This is a genomic window from Henriciella algicola (genome assembly GCF_003576245.1).
GTDB lineage: Bacteria > Pseudomonadota > Alphaproteobacteria > Caulobacterales > Hyphomonadaceae > Henriciella > Henriciella algicola.
In genome coordinates, this window is sequence record NZ_QWGA01000003.1 from 266,988 (window position 1) to 287,647 (window position 20,660).

The following is a 20,660-nucleotide window of genomic DNA, read 5'->3' on the forward strand; positions in this document are numbered from 1 at the left end:
TCGCTCAAAGACTGAGCGCACTGGCCAACGCCTTGGCGTGTGCGCAAAAACTCACGTGAAATCGAACCTTTGGGGTTGATGCGCTTTCCTCCTGCGGCATCTTCATTACCAGAAGGAAGGGTTTCGCATGGGCCGACTGATTGCCATCTCGAACCGCACCGCTGCTGATCCGAGTGCCCGCGCAGGCGGCCTTGCCGTCGCGGTCTGGGAGTCGCTGACATCGACAGGCGGCATGTGGTTCGGCTGGTCAGGGAATATCGTCAAAGGTGAGCCGGGCCCGCCCGAGCATATCACCGACGAAGGCGTCGACTTCGTCGTCACCGACTTTACCGAGGCCGAGCATGACGGCTTCTATCTGCAATACGCAAACCGCGTCATCTGGCCAGTCTTCCACTACCGGGTGGATCTTGCCCATTTCGGCGACACCGATTTTGACGCCTATGAGAAGGTGAACAAGCGCATTGCCGACATGGTCGTGCCGCACCTTGAAAAGGGCGACAGCGTCTGGGTGCATGACTACCATTTCCTGCTGATGGGCGACTATCTGAGGAAAGGCGGATGGGACGGCCCGATCGGCTTTTTCCTCCACATCCCTTTCCCTTCGCCTGAAGTTTTCCGCGCCCTGCCAGAGCATGAGCAAATTGCCCGCGCCATGTGCGCCTTCGATGTGCTCGGCTTCCAGTCAGAGAATGACCGCTCCAACTTCGTGCAATTCCTCGTGCGATCCTGCGACGGGGTCGATGAGGGCGATGGCTGGATCAGTGTCTTCGGCAGGCGGATCAGGGCGAACGCTTATCCGATCGGGATCGAGGCAGAGAGTTTCGCGAAACTGGCGACGGGTCAGCGCGCCAAGACAGCGACCTCTCGCATCGGGAAATTCCTTGGTGGGCGAAAGCTCGTCCTCGGCGTGGACCGGATGGACTATTCCAAGGGCCTGCCACAACGCTTCGAGGCGGTCGGCAAGATGTTCGACAACTTCCCCTCGACGCGCGGACGGGTGTCCTTCACGCAGATCGCGCCGCCGTCCCGCTCAAAGGTGGAAGAGTATCAGGATCTCCGCGTCCAGCTCGATGAGCTGGCTGGCCGCATCAATGGCGATTATGGCGACCTCGACTGGATTCCGCTTCGCTATCTTGCGCGGTCCTATGACCGGAAAGAGCTCGCCGGGCTTTACCGCATCGCGTCGGTCTGCCTCGTCACACCGCTGCGGGACGGGATGAACCTCGTCGCCAAGGAGTTCGTCATGGCGCAGGACCCGGACGACCCCGGCGTCCTGATCCTGTCGCAGTTTGCAGGCGCCGCCGAACAGCTATCCGACACGCTGATCGTCAATCCGCATGACCGCTATCACGTCGCCGAGACAATCTACAAAGCACTCGAAATGCCACTTGAAGAGCGACAGGAACGCTGGGAAAAACTGCGCCGGACCGTTGTCGAGCAGGACATTTCCTGGTGGCGACAGAAATTCCTCGATGATCTGGACGTCGATACTTGTTGATGAATACCCTCACCGACCTGCCAGATCTCGATCATCGGCACGCCCTCTTCCTTGATTTCGACGGTACACTCGCCCCGCTGCAGGACGATGCGTCGACGGTGAAGCTGCCGGATGGGATCGCTGAAGAGCTGACCCGGCTGAAGGACGCGCTTGGCGGCGCGCTAATCATCATCAGCGGGCGTGACGTGCGCGACCTCTCCTCGCGTGTACCGAACACGCTCTGGCGCGCTGGCACGCACGGTCTGGAGATATGCGCCCCAGGCGAGAGCCCCGAAGACACGCGCTCTGCAGCCCCGGCCACGCTGACGGCGCTCGCCGAGACAGCGATAGCGGGGCTGGACCATGTGCACGCAGAGACAAAGGGCGAGGTGATCGCCTTTCATTATCGCCTGAACCCCGAAGCCGCCCCGACATTGCAGGCGCGGCTGGAAGCAGGGCTCGCCAATATTGACGGCTACAAGCTGCAAGCGGGCAAGATGATCTTTGAGGCAAAGCCTGCCGGCGCGAACAAGGGCAAGGCGGTCGAAAAGCTCCTCGTGCTGGCCGCGCTGGAGGACCGTATGCCCGTCATGGTTGGCGATGACACGACCGACGAGGACGCGTTCGACGTGGTCAATCGGCTCGGCGGGGTGTCGATAAAAGTGGGCAAGGGCGAAACACGCGCCACTTACCGGCTGGAAGGCCCGGAAGCGGTGGCAGACTGGATCAAGCGTCAGGGGCGCAAATGAGTAATCTCGAACTCGGTATTATCGGCAATGGCACGGTCGCGGGCCTGATCAATGAACATGGCGAATGCGTCTGGATGTGCCTGCCGCGTCTGGATGGTGAGCCCGTCTTCAACAGCCTGCTTGGCGGACGCGGCAAGTTCGCCATCACGCTGCAGGGCCATTGCAAGAGCACGCAGCGCTATCGCCGCAACACCGCCGTCATCGAGACCGAACTGGAAGCCGAGGACGGCTCTGCCATCCGCATTACAGACTATTGTCCGCGCTTCATGGACAAGGGCCGCATGTTCCGCCCCGCCTCCATGGTGCGCCGGATCACGCCGCTGCGGGGCATGCCGCGCATCCGGGTGGACCTGTTCGCGCAAAGCCAGCGCGGCGACTATAATATGGTCACCCGCCGGGGCGTGAACCACATCAAGTTCCTGGATGAGAATGCAGGCTTCCGCATCACAACCGACGCGCCCGTCTCTTATGTGATGGATGGGCGGGACTTCGTGCTCGACCGTGAGCTGAGCTTCCTTATGGGCCCTGATGAAAGCCTGTCCGACCGGGTCGGTGTCATCGCGCTGGAATGGCTGGAACGCACTGCCGACCACTGGATGAGTTGGTCTCGCCGTCTCGCCACCCCGCCAGACTGGCAGGACGCGGTGATCCGCGCCGCCATCACGCTCAAGCTCTGCGTCTATGAAGAGACTGGCGGCATCGTCGCGGCGCTCACGACGTCGATACCGGAGCATGCAGGCTCACAGCGCAATTGGGACTATCGCTTCTGCTGGCTGCGGGATGCCTATTTCACGGTGACCGCGCTCAACCGCCTCTCTGCCGTGGGGACGCTGGAATACTATCTCGCCTATCTCCGCAACACGGTCGCCCATACCAAGGGCGGGCATATCCAGCCGGTCTATGGCATCGCGCTGGAGCATGACCTGACCGAAGGCTTTGCCAATGCCCTGCCCGGCTATCGCGGTATGGGGCCGGTGCGCTTTGGCAATCAGGCAGCCGAGCACATACAGCATGACGTCTATGGTCATGTCGTCCTAGGCGCGAGCCAGGCCTTCTTCGATGACCGCCTTCACGCCAAGGCAGGCGAACTGGAGTTTGAGCATTTCGAGGGCGTGGGCGAGCGGGCCTATGCCGTCTGGAATACGCCCGATGCTGGCATTTGGGAGTTTCGCGGCAAGGCGCATATTCACACCTCCTCAGCCATTATGTGCTGGGCGGCCTGCGACCGGCTGGCCCGGATCGCCACGTTTCTAGGTAAGCCTGAGCGCGCCAATTACTGGAACGCCAAGGCAGACGAGATGCGCACCGGCATCCTCGACCTTGCCTGGAATGAGAAGCGTCAGGCCTTCACCGGAGCCTTCGGTGAGGACGCCCTCGATGCGTCCGTCCTGCTCATGGCGGAGATCGGCTTTATCGATGCTGCGGACGAGCGCTTCATCAAGACGGTGGAGCGGATCGACGAGGAGCTGCGCGACGGCTATCACGTCTATCGCTACCGCGTCGAAGACGATTTCGGCCTGCCGCAGACCGCGTTCACGGCGTGTACCTTCTGGCACATTGATGCCCTCGCCCGCATTGGCCGGATCGACGAGGCCCGCGCCATGTTTGAGGACGTCCTTGCCCATCGCACGCGCCTTGGGCTGCTGTCCGAAGACATCGACACGTCGACGGGTGAGCTCTGGGGTAATTTCCCGCAGACTTATTCAATGGTCGGCATTATCAATGCTGCTAACAGGCTGAGCCGCGACTGGGATGAGGTTGTCTGAGACCTCCTGATCAGCGATGGTTGGCTGAAAAAGGGAGAGATCCATGCCAGCCGTCCAGCCGAATACAGAGCAGATGACCCGCTTCGCCAAGGATGCGCATGACGGGCCAATCGTCATGATCAATCTGCTGAAATTCAAGGACAAGGCCGAGTATCCGGCAGACGCGCCGGAGGCCAAGGAAGGCCTGACCGGCGAGGAAGCCTATAACCGCTATGGCGCAGGCCTTGTTGAGCTTGGGAATGACCCCCAGATCGGCGTGAAGCCCGTCTATGCGGGCAGTGGCCAAGGCTATCTCATCGGCGGCGGCGAGGAATGGGACCGGGTTCTGGTCGTCCATTATCCCTCGCGTCAGCACATGCGGCGCATGATGCGCGACCCGCGCTATCAGAAGGCCCACCGCCACCGCGAGGCGGGCCTGAAGTATCAGGAACTGATCGAAACACACCCAATGGGAGCAGCAGGCTGACCATGCGTCGATTTGGAATGTCTTCTGTTTGCGCGGTTCTTTGCGCCGGTGCGCTCGCGCTTTCAGCCAGCGGCGATCCTGGGACTGCAGAGCCCGCAGAGATACCGCGAACCATGCTGGACGCGAGCGATGAAAAAGTCGTGCTCGACCTGCTTCACAGTGCAGGATTTACAACCGAGGTTACGCGCAGCGACAACGGCGCCGCAGAAATCAAGGTCGATGATGGTGAGATCAGGTTTTGGATTTTTTTCCAGGCCTGCAGCAAAGGGCCGGACACGTGCGAAGTCATCACCTTTTCGTCAGGCTATGACCTCAACTGGACGAACCTTGAGGATGTTGTGAATGCCTGGAACCAGAGCCGCTATACAAAGGCATATATAGACGACGAGAACGACCCATTCATTGAGTTTTCAATCAACATGCTGCACGGCGTCACGCGCGAGAATTTCGTCGATACGCTCGGCTGGTTCATGTTGGAAGTTGAAGAATTTGAAAACCTTATTGGCTGGGGCCAAAGCGCAGAGACATCCCAGCCTATCTGACAGACAGGACCCTACCCCATGCACTTCAGACAGTTTCTAGCGGCCATCACGCTAGCTTCATTCGCGGCATGCACGACGCCTGCCGCCGCACCGGTTGAGAGCGACATTGCGCTCAGCGAAGGCGTCGACTGGGTCGCGAACCATCCGGAATGGGGCGAGAAGGCAGAGCAAGTCTTCGCGCTGGCCACTGATTATGTCGAAGAAGTCGCCGCGACCCATGAGGCTGGCACCTGGGCGGTCGCGCTCGATATTGATGAGACCGTGCTCAACAATGTCGAGTACCAGATCAGGCGTGAGCGCATTGGCGAAGGCTTTACGCCAGAAAGCTGGCACGAATGGACCTCGGAGAAATCTGCGACGCTGGTGCCAGGTGCAAAGCCCTTCATCGAACGCGTCAATGAACTTGGCGGCCATGTCGCGCTGGTGACCAACCGCGCTGACACCGAACAGCTCTGGACCGAGGAGAACCTCGCCAGCGTCGGGCTGGAGCGCAATGAAGACTTCCGCGTCCTGCTGACCCGCGCGCAGCCGAAAGGCGCGTCCGACAAGACACCGCGCTTCGATGTGGTGCCTGCCATGCTGGCGGCGCAGGGCTATCCGGGTGTCGAGATCGTCGCCTTCATCGGCGACAACCGCCACGACCGGCCGCAGCCGATCAGCGCGGATGACAAGTTCTTCTGCATCGATCAGGGCGGCATGTATGGCACGCCGTGCGCGCAGCGGCCCCAGCCGGTGATGAACTGATGTCAGACGTCTACAAGGTCCACGGCGCGCTCGGTTCGCCCTATTCGATGAAAGTGCGCGCGGCGATGCGCGCCAAGGGGCTGCCACATGTCTGGGTGCCCATGACGGCGAATATTCGCGGCGACGTATTGAGCCAGGTGAAGGCGCCGGTCATCCCGGTGATCAGGACGCCGGACGGCCAGTGGACCAATGATTCCACGCCCTTCCTTCTGGCGCTCGAAGATGAAGGCCACGCCCTGCTCCCGCCAGACCCGGTCCAGCGTTTTGCCTGTCTGCTGCTTGAGGACATGGCCGACGAATGGACCATGAAGGCGATGTTCCATTATCGCTGGCACTATGCAGAAGACGCAGAATGGTGCGCGAACTGGCTGATGTATGACAGCCTGCCGCTGGCGGGCCGTGAGCAGGTTGAGCAGGCCGCAGCGGTCATCCGCGAGCGCCAGATCTCACGTATGGCGCTGGTCGGCTGCACGCCTGAGACAAAGCCTGTCATCGAAGGCTCTTTCAGACGCGTGACCCAGCATCTGGAAGACGTCGCCCTTGGCGAGACGCTCTTCCTGTTCGGCAACCGGCCCTCGCTCGCCGATCTCGCTTTCTATGGACAGGTGAAAGTGATGAGCGTTGACCCGACGCCGATGGACTTCCTGCGCAAGGAGCGGCCCTATTTCTATCGCTGGCTCGACATGGTCGATGATGCGTCGGGTATCGAGGGCGACTGGACGGATGAGCCATCAGCCCCGGCAAAGGCGCTGCTGGCGGTCGCGGGCGACACGTATCTGCCATTCCTCAGCGCGAATGAGGAAGCGCTGAAAGCTGGCCATGAGACGTTCAGCCTTGAGCTTGATGGCAAGCCGTACACGCAGGGTGTGTTCAAATACCAGCTGCGCTGCTTGATGGCGCTGCGCGAGGCGTGGAAGGATCTGCCGGAAGAGGCGCGGGAGAAGCTGGCCGCCATGATTGGTGAGAATGCTGCGCTTCTTAAGGCCTGACTTCGCACGACCCGGCCCGTCATCCCGGAATTTGCGCCAGCAAATATCCGGGACCCATGGCGGTTGAGAGGGGCGCATCCAGCCGCCATGGGTCCCGGCTCTCCGCTTCGCTCCGGCCGGGATGACGGTGTGAGATGACAGTCAGTAAAACCTCAAGCGGTCAGCAGGACCTTGCAGATCGCCTCGAGGCCTTCGCGGTCGACCTCGTCGAAGGCGTCGAATTCGGTGGAGTCGACATCGAGGACGGCGGCAAGCTTGCCGTCTGCGTCGAAGACCGGAACGACGATCTCTGAGTTGGAGCGGGAATCGCAGGCGATGTGGCCCGGGAAGGCGTGAACGTCGGGCACAAGCTGTGTTTCGCCGTTCGCCGCGCATGCCCCGCAGACGCCCTTGCCGAACGGGATACGCAGACAGCCCAGCGTGCCCTGATACGGGCCAACGACAAGCTCTTTAGGTTTTTGCGGATCAACCACGTAGAAGCCCGTCCAGAAAAACCGCGGCCGGAAGGCTTCGGCCAGAAGGCAGGCCGCAGACGCATAGCGGGCCGGCACATAAGTCTCGCCCGCGACAAGGCTTTCGATTTCGAGTTTCAGCTCTGCATAGCGTTCGGCGCGGTCCATTGGCGTCTCCTTGATGTCAGGTCCCGCATATCGGTGATCACGGCGCTAATCTCAATGCCCCATGGACGCCGCGCTGCCGCTCTGAAATAGTCATAACATTCTGGAGGGAATGGGCGCATGCAAAAGACGCAAGAGGAGCCGATTGCTTGAAGTCCATTCTGCTGAGCGCGCTTCTTGTTGTTCTGGTGTTCGCCAGCCCTGTGCCGGGCGCCGTGGCGCATGCGCAGGAGGCAGCCAGCAATGAGGCTGATGTCGAGGCACTGGTCGAGGCGCACACATCCAACAGCCGCATCCAGTCTGAACGCCCGACCCTGGAGCCGGAACTGGACGACGCCCCACCACGTCGCAATAACGGCATCATCGAAGCCATCGGCAAGTTCTTTGCCTGGATCTTCCAGAATTTCGGCTGGCTTATCCGCTATCTGCTGATCGGCGCCGTTATCGCCGTTCTCGCCTATGCGCTCTGGTACATGCTGGGCGGACTGACCCTGCCGGGCAGACGCGATCGCAAGGACAAGGCGGCCGCGGATGTTTCCGAGATCGACGAAGGCAGGCCCGTTCGGAAAGAGGCGGAAGCCCTCCTGCAGCAGGCCGACGCGCTGGCCGCGGACGGACGCTATGCCGAGGCGGTCCACCTCCTCCTCTTCCGCTCCATTGCCGACCTCAACGCACGGCGCGCAGGGGGCGTGCCGCAATCGCTGACGGCGCGGGAGATTGAACGCCTCGGAGACCTGCCGGAACGCGCGCGCGCCGCGCTGTCGCCGATCATCCGCTTGGTCGAGAAGTCTTTCTTTGGCGACCGGCCCGTGGACCAGAGCGGCTGGAAGGAAGCGCGGGCCTCCTATGAGGCGTTCGCCTTCAAGGAGGCACGCGCATGAGTGAACGCCTGCCACAGGCGCGCACGCCATTTACCGGCCGCGTCATCATCATCCTGATTGTCGTCTCGCTACTGTCTCTTGGCGCTGTGCTGACCCTCATGGCGTGGTCGCCAGACCTTGCCTCCCGTGACCGCGCGGGCCCGACGCCCTATTCGCGATCCGCGACCGGGTATGAAGGGCTAATCAACATGCTGGAGGCGCAGGGGCGCGATGTCAGCGTCTCGCGCCTGCCCCGCACCATGGAGACGGGCGGGCGGCGCATGGTTATTGCGACGCTGGGGATTAGCGGCCGTAGCCTCGACCCGGACGACATCTCCGGCCCCGCCCTGATCGTGCTGCCGAAATGGAATTACCGCGCCAATCCCGCCAAGCGCAGCTGGGAGGCGACATCAGACCTCGCGTCGACAGAACGCGTGCGCATCCTGCTGCGCGAGTTCGATGAGGACGCTGACCTCACGCGTGAAGAGAACCCGGGCGACATCACGACCGAATTCGGCACGTTCAGCCCGGACTTTGAAGACGAGATGCAGGTCATCGAAGCCGAGCAGCTGGAGCCGCTGATTTCGGTACCGGGCGGCGTGCTTCTCGGCAAGATCCCCGACCGCGAGCTTTATGTCCTGTCCGACCCTGACCTTCTCAACAATTTCGGACTGTCGCGGCTGGAGAATGCCCGGCTTGGCCTCGGCATCCTCGCAGACCTTTCTGAGAATGGTAGCCGCCCGATCGTGTTCGATGCGACGCTTCACGGGTTCGAGCACTCAACGAACCTTCTCAAGATCCTTCTCGATATCCCCTATCTCGGCGCGACGCTGATTGGCCTTGCGACGATGCTGCTGGTCGGCTGGGCGTCTGCCGTGCGGTTTGGCGCGCCGGAACGCGAGACCCGCGCCATCCAGGCCGGCAAACGCGCGCTGGCGGACAATTCGGCAGGCCTCATCGCAATGGCAGGTCGCGAGCGGCGAATGGCGCCCGGCTATCTCGCCCTAAGCCGCCGCGCCTTAAGCCGGGAGCTTGGCCTACCGCGTACCCTCTCGGAGGAAGAATATCAGGCCCTGCTCGACCGGATGGCCGAGCATCAGGGCATGGAGACGAGTTTTTCAAAGCTTCAGGCGGGCCTCTCTTCGCCTGCAAGCTCCCGCGATGACCTCAGGAACAAGGCCCGCGCGCTCTGGCGCTGGCGCAAGGAGATGACACATGAGCAATGAGACAGTTCAGGGCCTCGCCGGCCGGATCAGGTCTGAGGTCTCCAAGGCCGTGATCGGCCAGGCCGATACGGTCGACCTCATGCTGACGGCGCTTTTCTCGGCAGGCCATATCCTGCTCGAAGGCCCGCCGGGCACAGCGAAGACGCTGCTGACCCAGTGCTTTGCTGCTGCCATCGATCTCGACTTCGGGCGCATCCAGTTTACCCCGGACCTGATGCCGGGCGACGTGCTGGGCACGAACCTCTTTAACTTCCAGACCAATGAGTTCTCGCTCACCAAGGGGCCGATCTTCACCGACATCCTGCTCGCCGACGAGATCAACCGGACGCCGCCGAAGACCCAAGCCGCCCTGCTCGAAGCCATGCAGGAGCGGAAGGTGACTATCGATGGCAAGGCGCACACGCTGAACGATCGCTTCATGGTGATTGCGACGCAGAACCCGATCGAGCAGCAGGGCACCTACCCCCTACCCGAAGCCCAGCTCGACCGCTTCCTGTTCAAGCACGTGCTCGACTATCCAACCCGCGACGAAGAGCTTGCCATCGTGACCGGCCATGGCAACCGCACCGGCATGCGCACCGCAACCGCCTTCGGCGTGTCTGCTGTTGTGACCGCGGCTGAGCTGAATGAGGCTGTCGCCAGCGTCGCCAATGTGAAGGTGAAGGAAGATATCGCGGGCTATATCGTTGATATCGTGCGCGCCACGCGGGAGACGCCAGCGCTTGAAACAGGGGCGAGCCCGCGCGCCGCTGCGGCCATTGCGGCCGCTTCGAGGGCGCGCGCCGCACTCGACGGGCGGGACTTTGTCATCCCTGACGATGTGAAGACGCTGGCACGGCCAGCGCTGCGCCACCGCGTTATCCTCTCGCCTGCTGCAGAGATTGAAGGACGCAGCACGGACGAGACGCTCGCGGCCCTGATCGACCAGACGCCTGCGCCGCGATGATATCAAGGATGCCCCCTTCGACCCGCATTCGCGGGCCACTTCCCCCGCCCGCGGGGGAAGAAGCGCTAACGCCAATGGTGTGTCTCCCTCCCCCGTTTACGGGGGAGGTGCCCGGCAGGGCGGAGGGGGCCTGTGGCGCAAGCTCGGGCGAGGCGAACGCATGATCGCACCGACCCTGCGCGCCGTTTTCCTGATGCTGGCCGGGCTGCCTGTGCTCGTGGTGATTGCGATTGCCGCGCCGGGGCTCTGGACGCTGTCTGCTGGGTGGATCGCAGGGGTGCTGGCGCTGATGCTGGCAGACACCGCGCTTGTCGCACGTGCCTCAGACCTCAGCATCGAGGTCGATGCGCCGCCGCTTCTCTACATTTCAGGCGATGACCCGGTGGAGGCTACCTACCGGTTTCGCCGGGGGCCTCTGCCTCGTCTGGTCGAGACGGAAATGGAGACCAATGAGCTGATCGAGCCGCCTGTGCGCAAATGGCTGAAAGGCTTCAACGACAACGCACACACGGCTGAATATACGCTGACGCCGCTGCGCCGGGGGACCGGACGTATCGAGCGGATCTGGGCGCGCTGGAAAGGCCCGCTCGGCCTTGTGGCCATTCGCAAGACCGAGACGCTCGGCACCGAACTCGCCATCACGCCAAACACACGCTGGGTGAAGGATGAGGCCGTGCGGCTTTACCAGCGCGACGCAGACTTTGGCATCAAGATGCAGATCGACCGCGGCGACGGGTCTGAGTTTGATGCGCTGCGTGAGTTCACCGCTGGCATGGACCGGCGCGCCATCGACTGGAAGCATTCGGCCCGTCACAACACGCTGCTCGCCAAGGAATTTCGCACCGAGCGCAATCACAATATCGTCTTCGCCTTCGATACGGGCCGGCTGATGAGTGAGCCGCTACGAGGCGTCCCCAAGATCGACCGCGCGATCAACTCCGCCCTGCTGCTCGCCTATGTCTCGCTCCGCTCTGGCGACCGCACCGCCATATTCGGCTTTGATGCGCGCCCCGGCGTCGCCTCCAGCCTGCTGACCGGGCCTGGCGCCTTCCCGCATGTGCAGAAGCTTGCCTCAGAACTCGACTATTCGGCAGAGGACGCGAACTACACGCTTGCGCTGACCTCGCTCGCCGGGCGGCTGGAGCGGCGCTCCCTCGTCATCCTGTTTACCGACTTCGTCGACACGATCTCAGCTGAGCTGATGCTGGAGAATGTCCGCCGCCTCACCGACAAACACATCGTTGTCTTTGCCACGTTCGAGGATGAGGCGCTTTCCTCGATGATCGACGCCGAACCGCTCCAGTCAGAAGATGTAAGCCGCGCCGTCATCGCCGATACGCTGCTGCAGGAACGCGAGGTTGTCTTCCGCAAGCTGCAGCGCATGGGCGTGCAGATCGTGGAGACAACGCCGGAGAAGTTCGGGTCAGAGCTTGTCTCGCGCTATCTCGACATCAAGCGGAGGGAGCTCATTTGAACGACCGTGTGATGAAATCCTACCGCTTCCGTGAGGAGCGCGAGGCCGACTGGCAGGCGCTGGACCGTATCGTGACACGGGCCGAGAAGCGCGGCGTCAAACGCCTCTCGGACGAGGACATGCTGGCCCTGCCCCGGCTTTACCGCCAGGCCGTCTCGTCCCTGTCCATGGCGCGGTCCATCTCGCTCGACCAGAACCTGCTCGCCTATCTCGAGACGCTTTGCGCGCGCGCATATTTCTTCGTCTATGGCACGCGCGCCAGCATGGGCTCACGGATCGCGCAGTATTTCAGGCGGGACTGGCCAGACGCGGTGTCACGCGCCGTCCTGCCGACGCTTCTTGCTGCGCTCTGCCTGTTTGGCGGCGGGCTCCTCGCCTTCATTCTGACGATGCAGGACCCGGAATGGTTCTGGACGTTCAATTCCGGCTGGGACAGCCGCAACCCTGATGCAGGCTATGATTATCTGCGCTCCACCCTCTACACGGAAGAGACGAACATAGCCGACATGCTGGGCGCGTTCGCCGCGCAGCTCTTCTCGCACAACAGTACGATCGCGGTCACAGCCTTTGCGCTGGGATTCTGTCTCGGCATCCCGACGACCATCCTGCTGATCTATAACGGCCTCAGCATTGGCAGCTTCATGGCGGTGTTCTTTTCCAAGGGCCTTGGCGCAGAGCTGACCGGCTGGCTGTTCATCCACGGCGTTACTGAGCTGTTCGCCATCGTCCTTGCCGGTGCGGCGGGCTTCATGATTGGCGGGGCCGTAGCCTTCCCCGGCAAGAAGACGCGGATGCAGTCGCTTCGCGATACGGGCAATCAGGCGGCCCTCGTCATCATGGGCGCGGTGATCATGCTGTTCATGGCCGCGCTTCTGGAAGGGTTTGGCCGCCAGCTGATCAATAGCGACATGACGCGCTATATCATCGCGCTGGCGACGCTGGTCTTCTGGCTCGCCTATTTCTACTGGCCCCGCCGCAAGGGTGAGGCCGAATAATGGCGAGACGCAAAGTACAGAAGGGCAGCGACGAAACCGAAGCCCGGCGCGAGGCGCTACGCCGGCGCGACATGCGCGTGAAAGAGCAGGAACGACAGGCGAGGCGCATCCGCCCGCTGGTAACACCTGAAGGCGCGGCGCTGAACCTGCGCGTGGCGACCGCCTCAGAGCGCGCGGGCGCCTTCCTTCTCGACTTCTCTATCCTGGTGATCACGGTCATCGCTTTCAGCTGGATGATCGCCATCGTCTTTTCGGAGATGGGGTTTCGTGGCTGGCAGATTGCAGGCTCAATCGCGGCGGTCGTCATCTTCATACTGCGGGTCTTCTACTTCACCTTTTTCGAGATTGGCCGGAAGGCGGCCACACCGGGCAAGCGCGCGCTGGGCCTGCGGGTTGCCGCCCGAAGCGGTGGCCGATTGACGGCGAACGCTGTGCTGGCGCGAAACTTCATGCGGGAGCTGGAAGTCTTCCTGCCGCTTACCCTGCTGGTCATGGGGTCTGAAGACGCGATTGGTGCGTGGATCCGCCTCATTGCGCTGGTCTGGGCGGGGACGTTCGTTCTCTTCCCGCTGTTCAATTCTGAAAAGCTGCGTGTTGGCGACCTTATCGCGGGGACGATGGTCATCCATGCCCCGCGCGTGAAGCTGAAGAAGGACATCACCTCTGCCGAGCCACTTGCGACGGCGAGCCAGCACAGCTTCACCACCGCCGAACTTGATGCCTATGGCATCCATGAGCTTCACGTTCTGGAAGATGTGCTTCGCCAGTCCACGCCCGAGATCAAGGCCAAGGTCGCCGACCGGATTCGTAACAAGATCGGCCGCGAGACACCGCAGACGCCGGACGACCTTGCCTTCCTCGAAGCCTATTACGCCGCGCTTCGTGCGCGTCTTGAACAGCGCATGCTGTTCGGCGAGCGCAAGACCGACAAGTTCGACACGCGCTGATCGGGTTTTCCCGGAACACCCTCCCCTTTTTCTGCGTTCGAAGCACCGATAGCCCACCAAGGACCGGTGACAGACAGGGAGAAGGACGATCAATTCGCAGAATGAAGACATTTGCGTCGAGACAGAGTCCTGCCTCGCGGCAAAACTCGAAAAACTCGCCCCACTTTCGCAGGCACAGGCTGATCTTCTGGCCACTCTGGAGAAAGAGAAGGAAGAGCTGGAACAGGGCGAAACTCTCGTGCGAGAGGGTGAGAAACTGGACGAGCTTTTTATCCTGAAAAAGGGCTGGGTGATCGCGACCCGCGAAGAAGAAAATGGGCGTCCACACATCCCGACCGTCTATCACCCCGGCGATATTATCGGCCTTAGCGATGCAGCCTTCGCTGAGACACCAAACACGACGGTGGCCGCCACAAGGCTGGTGGTCTGCCGGTTCCCGCGAGAGCGCCTCACCGATGTCCTGAACCAGTCGCCGCGCATTAGCGGGCTAATCCTTGCGCTCAGCATGATCGATCAGGCGATGATGAACGACCGCGTGGTCGTCAGCCGACGTACGGACGGATATCTAAGGCTTGTCCTGTTCCTGTTGCAGACAATGTCGAGGTTGCGCCTCATGGAGCCGCTTCTCCGCGACCAGTTTCATTGTCCGCTCACGCAGGAGCAGATCGGCGCGGCAACCGGCCTGTCGGCGGTACATGTCAGCCGGTCCGTCAAGAAGCTGCTGGAGCTTGGCCTGATCGAGCGGCACAAGCGCTTCTTCCGCCTGAAGGACGAGGATGGGCTGAACAGGCTGGTCGGCTATGTGAACCGGTATGAGCGCCTCGACCTCAGCTGGGTACCTGAAGCCGCCTAGCGCCTGACCAGACGCAATCATCGTGTTTGAAGGAGTGGTGGAGCTCAACGATCTAGAGCAACACCAAATCAAGGAAATCTTTGACACTTTCTCTGACTGGGAAGTGATCATGAACGGAGAAGAGTTCGACCTTGGCGGAGGGCCGTCATGATCGATCACGACTTTCAACGCTCTGCCAATCCGAAACCCAAAAGGCCTGCACCGTTTTCGCTGCGTCTGACCAAGGCGGAGCGCGCACGGCTTGAACGCGATGCGGGCTCGCTTTCCCTTAATGCGTATATACGTGGCCGTCTCTTTGGTGAGCATGCCTCGCCACGTCGGCGCGTGAAGAAGTCGCCCGTGCAGGACCGCCAAGAGCTTGCGAAAGTGCTCGCCGCTCTGGGTCGTTCATCTCTTGCCGCGAACGTCAATCAACTCGCCAAAGGCATGAATACCGGCACGCTGCCCGCGATCCCCGAGACCGACGAAGCGATCCGCAAGGCCTGTTATGACATCGCCTATATCCGCATGACGCTCATGAAGGCGCTCGGCAAGCAACCGGAGAGCTGAGCCATGATCCTGCACGGCAATCAGCGCGGTGGGGCAAGAGACCTCGCCGTTCATCTCATGAAGCCCGAAAATGAGCATATCGAGGTTCATTCGCTGCGCGGGTTTGCCTGCGAAGACCTGATGGGCGCGTTTCTGGAGTCGGAAGCACTGTCCGAAGGTACACGCTGCCGTCAGCATCTCTTTTCCATGTCATTCAATCCTCCTCCAGGACGGGAGGTTTCGACAGAGGATTTCGAGCGCGCCGTTGCTCAGGCAGAAGAAGCGCTCGGCCTATCAGGACAACCGCGCGCACTGATCTTTCATGAGAAGGAGGCGCGCCGTCATCTGCATGCCGTGTGGAGCCGTATCGACGGCGAAAACATGAAGGCGATCCAACTCTCTCACTCGAAGATGAAAATGCGGGAAGTCTCCCGCGAGCTCTTCATCGAGCATGGCTGGACTCTGCCCCGCGGGCTGGCGAACAGCCAAGAACGCGATCCACGCAATTTCACCCTTGAAGAATGGCAGCAAGCTAAACGTAAGGGCCGCGATCCCCGCGAGATTAAGACGGCCATTCAGGACGCTTGGGCAACCTCAGACACGCAAGCTACCTTGGCACATGCTCTTGAAGCGCGCGGCTTCAGGCTCGCCAGGGGCGACCGTAAAGGTGTGGTCGTCATAGATCAGGATGGTGAGGTCCGCTCTCTCGCGCGCAGCGCCGGCATCAAGGCGCGTGATATTCGCGCTCGACTAAAAGAGACCGAGGCGCTCTCAAGTGTTGAGCAAACGCGCAATCGCATTGCGGAAGAGATGCTTGGTAAGGTTGGCGAGTTTCGCCGCGCTGAAATCGGAAAAGCGCGCTTGCGGAAAGCGACGTTCGACCGTCAGCGCATGAGCCTTGTCGAACGGCAAAGCACAGCGCGTGAATCACTTCGTAGCGACCAAGAGATACGCTCCGTTGCAGAAGCCAAAGCACGTCAGGAGCGCTACCGCGAAGGTCTGCGCGGCCTCTGGGACAAGATGCGCGGCGAGCACGCTCGCATCAAAGCCCAAAATGAGCGTGAAACTTATGAGGCTTACAAACGCGATCAGGCCGAACGGGATCGGCTCGTGCAGCGGCATCTTGACCAAAGGCGCGAGCTGTCGGTGCGTTACGAGCAGATGCGGGAAACATCGAGAGAAACGCGTTCGAGCCTGCGCGAAGACTGGCGCAAATACCAGGAGATGCGAAAGCCGCAGCCTCAACCCGAGCCAAATGCGGAAACCACAATTCAGGTCCGTCTCGACTGGCTTCGCCGCGACGAGCGTGGCCCACCGACGCCGGATCGCGAACGCTAAAATCAAAAAAGCCGCCATCTGGCGGCCTGCCGATCCGGCGAGGATGGGTGTCCAAGCGTCAAGAGGAATGGGCGGCGGGCGCAGGAGCAAGGCTCCGAGCCTCGGGAACCGCCTATTGCTCTTGCACGCGCGGTGAGGGCAAAGCCCTAAGCTTACCTCAAAACAAGAAGTCGGCCTCTGGGCAAAGACCAGTGGTAACGACGATTTCAGGCGCAGCCTCGAAGCAACGACGCACATCGGAGCCAGCGGTAACGCGCCCGCGCGAGGGATCGACGCCGAATGGCCAGGACCGCTTGCTGGCCTGGTTCACGAGAGCCCAGCCCGAAGGGCGCGCAATCGTCATGCGGCATGTCAAGAAATGTTGGGATTTACTGACCGAAGCTCTTCCAAACCTTCCCGCCCGTAGCTCTTGAGTGCCGCGAACAATTCTCGATGAGCGGAAGCTTCGCGTATCTCTTGAGGAACGCGTATTTTGAAGCGATCAATTTCAGAAAAATTCAAGGGTAGAGTGGGGACGTTTAACTGGCCGATTATATTTAAATACGGAGAGAACTGAGGCAAAATAAGACCCGCAAAATGGTACTTCTCCCAAACGCTATCGTACGCTTGTCGCTGGTCGTCGCTTTGCAGTTTCTCATAGCCCGGTTTTCCAAACGGCGGCGGTTCATAGTACTCATGAAAACCATCGAGATAGTCTTCTAATTCCCAGATTTGTCTTTTGAACCACTTTAGGAAATAAAAGTTCTGGAATTCATCAAAAGTGAATAGCTTAATGTTTGTGGCGTCAGCTGCCTCCAAAGCCCCTGTCTGAAAACCGTTTCGGGAAATGACGCAGCCAGTGTTTACGCCTGTTTCGATCATAACTGTACGAAATGCATGAACTACGGAGCGTGGCACGCTAGCGTTCCAATTTTTGCATTCGCAAATGGTGCGATGCGTAATGCCATCTACCGTCTCCGTTGCAAGGACATCGACATCCACCCCACCTCTAGGGAGTGAGAGGCTTACGTTACGCTGCGCATCCATTCCGCACTCAGATAATATATCCCGCACGACCTCTTCTAACTGCTGCCAGGTTTCAGGAGAAAAAGACGTTATCTGGGGCATACTGAGCGTGACTTAAATATAAAATTTGAATGGTTGGCGCACCGCATTTTTTGCGCTTCCCATAATCAATATGTCGCCGACCTTATCAGCAAATTGTATAGTGACAGGTCTGCCATCATTATAATTGCAGGAATTGTAATTGATTTTCGTCAAACCCAATATGTCTTGCAGAACGGTCCTCATCTCAGGTGCATCGTTCGAACTTTTCAGGATCGTCACAAAAAGCGGGTTTGGCGTCTCTGGCCCTATATATGTCCCGATGCGCGGAGCGAAGCCTGAGGACCAGAGGTAAGCGTTTCTCTCGTCCAGTATTAGTGCGGTCCCGCGCAAGCACGGATAATCACCGTCACGAAAGAGCTTCATTTCGCCAGTGGTCGATCGAATTCTAACGCCCACAATATTTGTTTCCGGCGGGGCAGCCTCACAGAAAGCATCCCACTCATCGTTTCGGAAGGAGGTGCGGCCGTGAATGAAAAGTTCACTGGGGAATTGCCCGTGCTTATCCTTGTAAGTCTCAAGCACCATTCGCATGAGTTTGTTCGCAGCATCAGCTGACAAATGAAAAGTCTTGTCTTCCGTTTTCCAGGGACCAACAGCCCCTCTAAAAACAACCCCATCGCCTTCGCTGAGAAACATTTGAGCCGCGCAACAGGCGTGTCCCTGCTCGTGGTCCGGCAGAACCTTGAATACTAGTCCCACATAGCACACCCCGGGACGCATATTCGCAATCTTCCACGGCGGGTCAGCTTGGGTCTTGTAAAAAAGACTGCTGCAAAAATTCCACGCTATTGTCGCGCGGTCTTGTGTGCGGCGTGTAGGGTGACCGGCTAAATTTAAAAAGTTCTCAGGTTTTAGCGTCGTCTCGCGCACGAGCTGGGAGGTGTAGTTTAGATCGAGCAATTTAGCTTTGATGTGCCGATGAAAATCAGGGATATCCTCAAAAACCTGTTCTCCTTCGACATCCAGTGCCCCCGCAAAAAGAGGCGCATCAAACTTCGCTTTTTGTGACTTTATGAATTCGCCAACTTCAAGCGCGAGCCCTTGTCGACGGGATTGTCGCCTGCAGCGCTCAAAGATAAATTCTGGTACAACAAATATCCATATATCGATCGGCTGTTCTTCATTTTTAGCGTGATTACGAACACGATCGACATAGATGTCTGCTGCTTTTGAAACAGCTTCGTGTTGGTTCACAATACGCGTAACAGTTTCCAAACGCTTTTCATTGATCTCGCATTCGGTGAACGCGTCAGGATCAAGCGATATTCCAAACGCTTCTTGGAGCCCAGGAAATGCCGAGAGGTGCAGGCGAACTTCCTTATCTCTTGGTCCGGGCGGTGGAATCTGGATGCGACCCATAATCTCATTGGCCCAGTCGCGAAACAAACTCAGACCCGACGGAGTGCCTATAACGCCAACTCTAAGTGCCGATACACCAGCGTTTTGGCGGCGAGGTCCATAGAGAAATAAACCGTCTTTTGGATGATCAGTTGTTTGACCGTGACCGAATTCAAGTACTGGCTCCTCAATATGCTCTGCAAAGAGCTGCTTGTCCTCAAACTCCACGATCAGTCCTCCTCCTCGTCTGAAAAGTAAGGAGGTAGCGTGCTGGCGTCGGCTTCTTCTGCATCACCGTCTGAAATTGCGGCCTGTCGTGTGGAAACCGGGCTCGTTACCGCAAGCGGCGTTGCCTCTACCGCAAGATGGGAACCGGGAGCGACGGGCAAATTTATGTTGGCCGTTTCAGGGGCGAGGACTTCCAAGTATGCCATTAGCCGTCCGTGCCAGGCTGGATTGCGCCATGGTGAGCAGACTGATCGTCGAAGCCGATGTTGAGCTTTCGGATCAGAAATGGTTGCGCCTCGCTTATCGTCATCAATAACATCTGAAAAAAGCACTCGGCTCTTCAGCCGAAAGTGAGGAAATGGAAATAAGCTAGGAATTGCGCTCATTCCAAACTCCCAAACCTTTTTCTTGGCGATGTTTCGAAGCATAGATGATCGTCTGCTTCCCTGGCGTCCCCAAGGAATTCTTTGCCCAATTCGAGCTACAGAATCACTCACGTGATAACTGGCGCCTGCAGAAAATTCGTACTTTATGAGACCGCGCTGACGGCAGAATGCCTCCCAAGACATTCGCATGATCTGGACAAATATATTTTTGGCAGCCCGATCAGCGAGCCCCATCTCTTGAACGCCTTCATTTAGGAAAGAATCGAGCGAGAGCTCCCGCTCAATTAGAAACGGACCCGTACCCTTAAAGTGACTTTCCATCTGGGATGGATCACAAAAACCGAAGAAGCCTCGATTATGTTGAACGAGCGGGAACTCAAAGGATTTCGCCTCTCTCGCCATAACGGAGTGTATCACCGATCCCTTCGGGGTCAGATACTTAATCGTGTCAGGCGCAGAGAGGAGTTTTAGCCAATTTGACGTTAAAGGCTCGGGAATTTGCTCAAGTGTAACTTGCTGACGCTTCTGATAGTTTTCCCATTCAGGATTGATTTGCGCCGGCGAGTTGGCTTTGGGAGTGTTTTGTCGGTCCAGACTCTTAAGAAGTTCGGACAAGCCGTCTGCCCAGCTTTTCTCAAAATCAATGTACTGAAGCCCGCCAATTCCAAACAGTTTTTTGAACCGTTCCAAGCGAAGCGGAAGTATGAAATTAGGATCGTCGAGTTCTCTTGATAGGTCCTGAGCGATCGAGATCTCTTCGTCAACGCCATGCCGCACAAGTGAGCTGTCGCGGCAGCAGAGCAGCATTTTGGTTGCTGAGTTTTGTAGAGTCGATGTGAGCTTTAATCTCCAGCGATCGCCAGCATCAAAAGAGAGTATGTCAGCAAAAACCTTATAACCCGCGGCTTCTAACCGTGGTGCTAACCAAAGAGCAAAGTCGTCATCGCCAGGCGTGGCCTTGCTAATAAAAACTGTATCTCTAAGAGAGCGTGTCTGATTCATGTAACCGCCTCACGCTCGCTGGTTACAGCGCTTATTTGCGTTACTTTTAATACTCGTGTGCGCAATTTTTGGTTGATAGGAA

The 20,660-nt window shown here is 59.3% G+C and carries 20 protein-coding genes; 16 read left to right on the top strand and 4 right to left on the bottom strand.

Annotated elements, in window-relative coordinates; translation table 11 throughout:
- The first annotated feature begins 127 nt into the window (after nt 1–127).
- From D1222_RS01775 to D1222_RS01805, 7 genes are all read left to right on the top strand, one after another.
- Nucleotides 128–1,498, top strand: coding sequence for an alpha,alpha-trehalose-phosphate synthase (UDP-forming) (locus tag D1222_RS01775; protein WP_119452523.1), 1,371 nt, complete (start codon nt 128–130; stop codon nt 1,496–1,498).
- A complete protein-coding gene (gene otsB, locus D1222_RS01780) occupies nt 1,498–2,226 on the top strand; it encodes a trehalose-phosphatase (protein WP_119452524.1) in 729 nt (242 codons plus the stop codon). Before D1222_RS01775 ends, otsB begins: the two co-directional genes overlap by 1 nt.
- Nucleotides 2,223–3,992 carry a glycoside hydrolase family 15 protein gene (locus D1222_RS01785; protein WP_119452525.1) on the top strand — a complete coding sequence of 590 codons (1,770 nt, stop codon included), beginning with the start codon at nt 2,223–2,225 and terminating at the stop codon, nt 3,990–3,992. The genes otsB and D1222_RS01785 overlap by 4 nt, the downstream gene beginning before the upstream one ends.
- Before the next feature lie 43 nt (nt 3,993–4,035).
- On the top strand, nt 4,036–4,458 hold the full coding sequence (locus D1222_RS01790; protein WP_119452526.1) for a DUF1330 domain-containing protein: 423 nt from the start codon (nt 4,036–4,038) through the stop codon (nt 4,456–4,458).
- Nucleotides 4,459–4,571: 113 nt separating this feature from the next.
- A complete protein-coding gene (locus tag D1222_RS15700) occupies nt 4,572–5,000 on the top strand; it encodes a YbjN domain-containing protein (protein WP_182481839.1) in 429 nt (142 codons plus the stop codon).
- Nucleotides 5,001–5,018: 18 nt separating this feature from the next.
- Nucleotides 5,019–5,744, top strand: a complete 726-nt coding sequence (locus D1222_RS01800; RefSeq protein ID WP_119452527.1) for an HAD family acid phosphatase — start codon at nt 5,019–5,021, stop codon at nt 5,742–5,744.
- Entirely contained in the window at nt 5,744–6,733 is a 990-nt protein-coding gene (locus D1222_RS01805; RefSeq protein ID WP_119452528.1) for a glutathione S-transferase family protein, read from the top strand. Before D1222_RS01800 ends, D1222_RS01805 begins: the two co-directional genes overlap by 1 nt.
- A gap of 152 nt (nt 6,734–6,885) precedes the next feature.
- Here the strand turns inward: D1222_RS01805 and D1222_RS01810 are convergent, their stop codons facing one another.
- A complete protein-coding gene (locus tag D1222_RS01810; protein ID WP_119452529.1) occupies nt 6,886–7,353 on the bottom strand; it encodes a GAF domain-containing protein in 468 nt (155 codons plus the stop codon).
- A gap of 146 nt (nt 7,354–7,499) precedes the next feature.
- Here D1222_RS01810 and D1222_RS01815 point away from each other — a divergent pair, with 146 nt between their 5' ends.
- The 9 genes from D1222_RS01815 to D1222_RS01855 all read left to right on the top strand — a co-directional run bounded on the left by D1222_RS01815 (nt 7,500) and on the right by D1222_RS01855 (nt 16,517).
- A complete protein-coding gene (locus tag D1222_RS01815; RefSeq protein WP_119452530.1) occupies nt 7,500–8,231 on the top strand; it encodes a DUF4129 domain-containing protein in 732 nt (243 codons plus the stop codon).
- Nucleotides 8,228–9,436, top strand: a complete 1,209-nt coding sequence (locus tag D1222_RS01820; protein ID WP_119452531.1) for a DUF4350 domain-containing protein — start codon at nt 8,228–8,230, stop codon at nt 9,434–9,436. The genes D1222_RS01815 and D1222_RS01820 overlap by 4 nt, the downstream gene beginning before the upstream one ends.
- Nucleotides 9,426–10,382, top strand: coding sequence for an AAA family ATPase (locus D1222_RS01825; RefSeq protein ID WP_119452532.1), 957 nt, complete (start codon nt 9,426–9,428; stop codon nt 10,380–10,382). The genes D1222_RS01820 and D1222_RS01825 overlap by 11 nt, the downstream gene beginning before the upstream one ends.
- Nucleotides 10,383–10,542: 160 nt before the next feature.
- Entirely contained in the window at nt 10,543–11,856 is a 1,314-nt protein-coding gene (locus tag D1222_RS01830; protein ID WP_119452533.1) for a DUF58 domain-containing protein, read from the top strand.
- Nucleotides 11,853–12,851 carry a stage II sporulation protein M gene (locus D1222_RS01835; RefSeq protein WP_119452534.1) on the top strand — a complete coding sequence of 333 codons (999 nt, stop codon included), beginning with the start codon at nt 11,853–11,855 and terminating at the stop codon, nt 12,849–12,851. The genes D1222_RS01830 and D1222_RS01835 overlap by 4 nt, the downstream gene beginning before the upstream one ends.
- Entirely contained in the window at nt 12,851–13,798 is a 948-nt protein-coding gene (locus tag D1222_RS01840; RefSeq protein WP_119452535.1) for an RDD family protein, read from the top strand. Before D1222_RS01835 ends, D1222_RS01840 begins: the two co-directional genes overlap by 1 nt.
- Before the next feature lie 217 nt (nt 13,799–14,015).
- Complete coding sequence (locus tag D1222_RS01845; RefSeq protein ID WP_267896082.1) at nt 14,016–14,651, top strand: Crp/Fnr family transcriptional regulator; 636 nt, start codon at nt 14,016–14,018, stop codon at nt 14,649–14,651.
- A 147-nt stretch (nt 14,652–14,798) separates the two neighbouring features.
- The gene (locus D1222_RS01850) at nt 14,799–15,200 is read left to right on the top strand and encodes a hypothetical protein (RefSeq protein WP_119452537.1); all 402 of its coding nucleotides are present in this window, start codon (nt 14,799–14,801) and stop codon (nt 15,198–15,200) included.
- 3 nt (nt 15,201–15,203) lie between these two features.
- Complete coding sequence (locus D1222_RS01855) at nt 15,204–16,517, top strand: relaxase/mobilization nuclease domain-containing protein (RefSeq protein ID WP_119452538.1); 1,314 nt, start codon at nt 15,204–15,206, stop codon at nt 16,515–16,517.
- 351 nt (nt 16,518–16,868) lie between these two features.
- Here D1222_RS01855 and D1222_RS01865 read toward each other — a convergent pair whose 3' ends face one another.
- The 3 genes from D1222_RS01865 to D1222_RS01875 are packed head-to-tail and all read right to left on the bottom strand — an operon-like array spanning nt 16,869 to nt 20,578.
- A complete protein-coding gene (locus D1222_RS01865) occupies nt 16,869–17,624 on the bottom strand; it encodes a restriction endonuclease (RefSeq protein WP_119452540.1) in 756 nt (251 codons plus the stop codon).
- A gap of 12 nt (nt 17,625–17,636) precedes the next feature.
- Entirely contained in the window at nt 17,637–19,190 is a 1,554-nt protein-coding gene (locus D1222_RS01870) for an argonaute/piwi family protein (RefSeq protein WP_119452541.1), read from the bottom strand.
- 2 nt (nt 19,191–19,192) lie between these two features.
- Nucleotides 19,193–20,578: a toll/interleukin-1 receptor domain-containing protein gene (locus tag D1222_RS01875; RefSeq protein WP_119452542.1), complete on the bottom strand. Its 1,386-nt coding sequence runs from the start codon at nt 20,576–20,578 to the stop codon at nt 19,193–19,195.
- Nucleotides 20,579–20,660: the final 82 nt, after the last annotated feature.

What these genes read in the sequence shown, in the direction of transcription:
- D1222_RS01775 (WP_119452523.1), top strand. Translation starts at nt 128, where the DNA reads ATGGGCCGACTGATTGCCATCTCGAACCGCACCGCTGCTGATCCGAGT.
- otsB (WP_119452524.1), top strand. Translation starts at nt 1,498, where the DNA reads ATGAATACCCTCACCGACCTGCCAGATCTCGATCATCGGCACGCCCTC.
- D1222_RS01785 (WP_119452525.1), top strand. Translation starts at nt 2,223, where the DNA reads ATGAGTAATCTCGAACTCGGTATTATCGGCAATGGCACGGTCGCGGGC.
- D1222_RS01790 (WP_119452526.1), top strand. Translation starts at nt 4,036, where the DNA reads ATGCCAGCCGTCCAGCCGAATACAGAGCAGATGACCCGCTTCGCCAAG.
- D1222_RS15700 (WP_182481839.1), top strand. Translation starts at nt 4,572, where the DNA reads ATGCTGGACGCGAGCGATGAAAAAGTCGTGCTCGACCTGCTTCACAGT.
- D1222_RS01800 (WP_119452527.1), top strand. Translation starts at nt 5,019, where the DNA reads ATGCACTTCAGACAGTTTCTAGCGGCCATCACGCTAGCTTCATTCGCG.
- D1222_RS01805 (WP_119452528.1), top strand. Translation starts at nt 5,744, where the DNA reads ATGTCAGACGTCTACAAGGTCCACGGCGCGCTCGGTTCGCCCTATTCG.
- D1222_RS01810 (WP_119452529.1), bottom strand. Translation starts at nt 7,353, where the DNA reads ATGGACCGCGCCGAACGCTATGCAGAGCTGAAACTCGAAATCGAAAGC.
- D1222_RS01820 (WP_119452531.1), top strand. Translation starts at nt 8,228, where the DNA reads ATGAGTGAACGCCTGCCACAGGCGCGCACGCCATTTACCGGCCGCGTC.
- D1222_RS01825 (WP_119452532.1), top strand. Translation starts at nt 9,426, where the DNA reads ATGAGCAATGAGACAGTTCAGGGCCTCGCCGGCCGGATCAGGTCTGAG.
- D1222_RS01830 (WP_119452533.1), top strand. Translation starts at nt 10,543, where the DNA reads ATGATCGCACCGACCCTGCGCGCCGTTTTCCTGATGCTGGCCGGGCTG.
- D1222_RS01840 (WP_119452535.1), top strand. Translation starts at nt 12,851, where the DNA reads ATGGCGAGACGCAAAGTACAGAAGGGCAGCGACGAAACCGAAGCCCGG.
- D1222_RS01850 (WP_119452537.1), top strand. Translation starts at nt 14,799, where the DNA reads ATGATCGATCACGACTTTCAACGCTCTGCCAATCCGAAACCCAAAAGG.
- D1222_RS01855 (WP_119452538.1), top strand. Translation starts at nt 15,204, where the DNA reads ATGATCCTGCACGGCAATCAGCGCGGTGGGGCAAGAGACCTCGCCGTT.
- D1222_RS01865 (WP_119452540.1), bottom strand. Translation starts at nt 17,624, where the DNA reads ATGCCCCAGATAACGTCTTTTTCTCCTGAAACCTGGCAGCAGTTAGAA.
- D1222_RS01875 (WP_119452542.1), bottom strand. Translation starts at nt 20,578, where the DNA reads ATGAATCAGACACGCTCTCTTAGAGATACAGTTTTTATTAGCAAGGCC.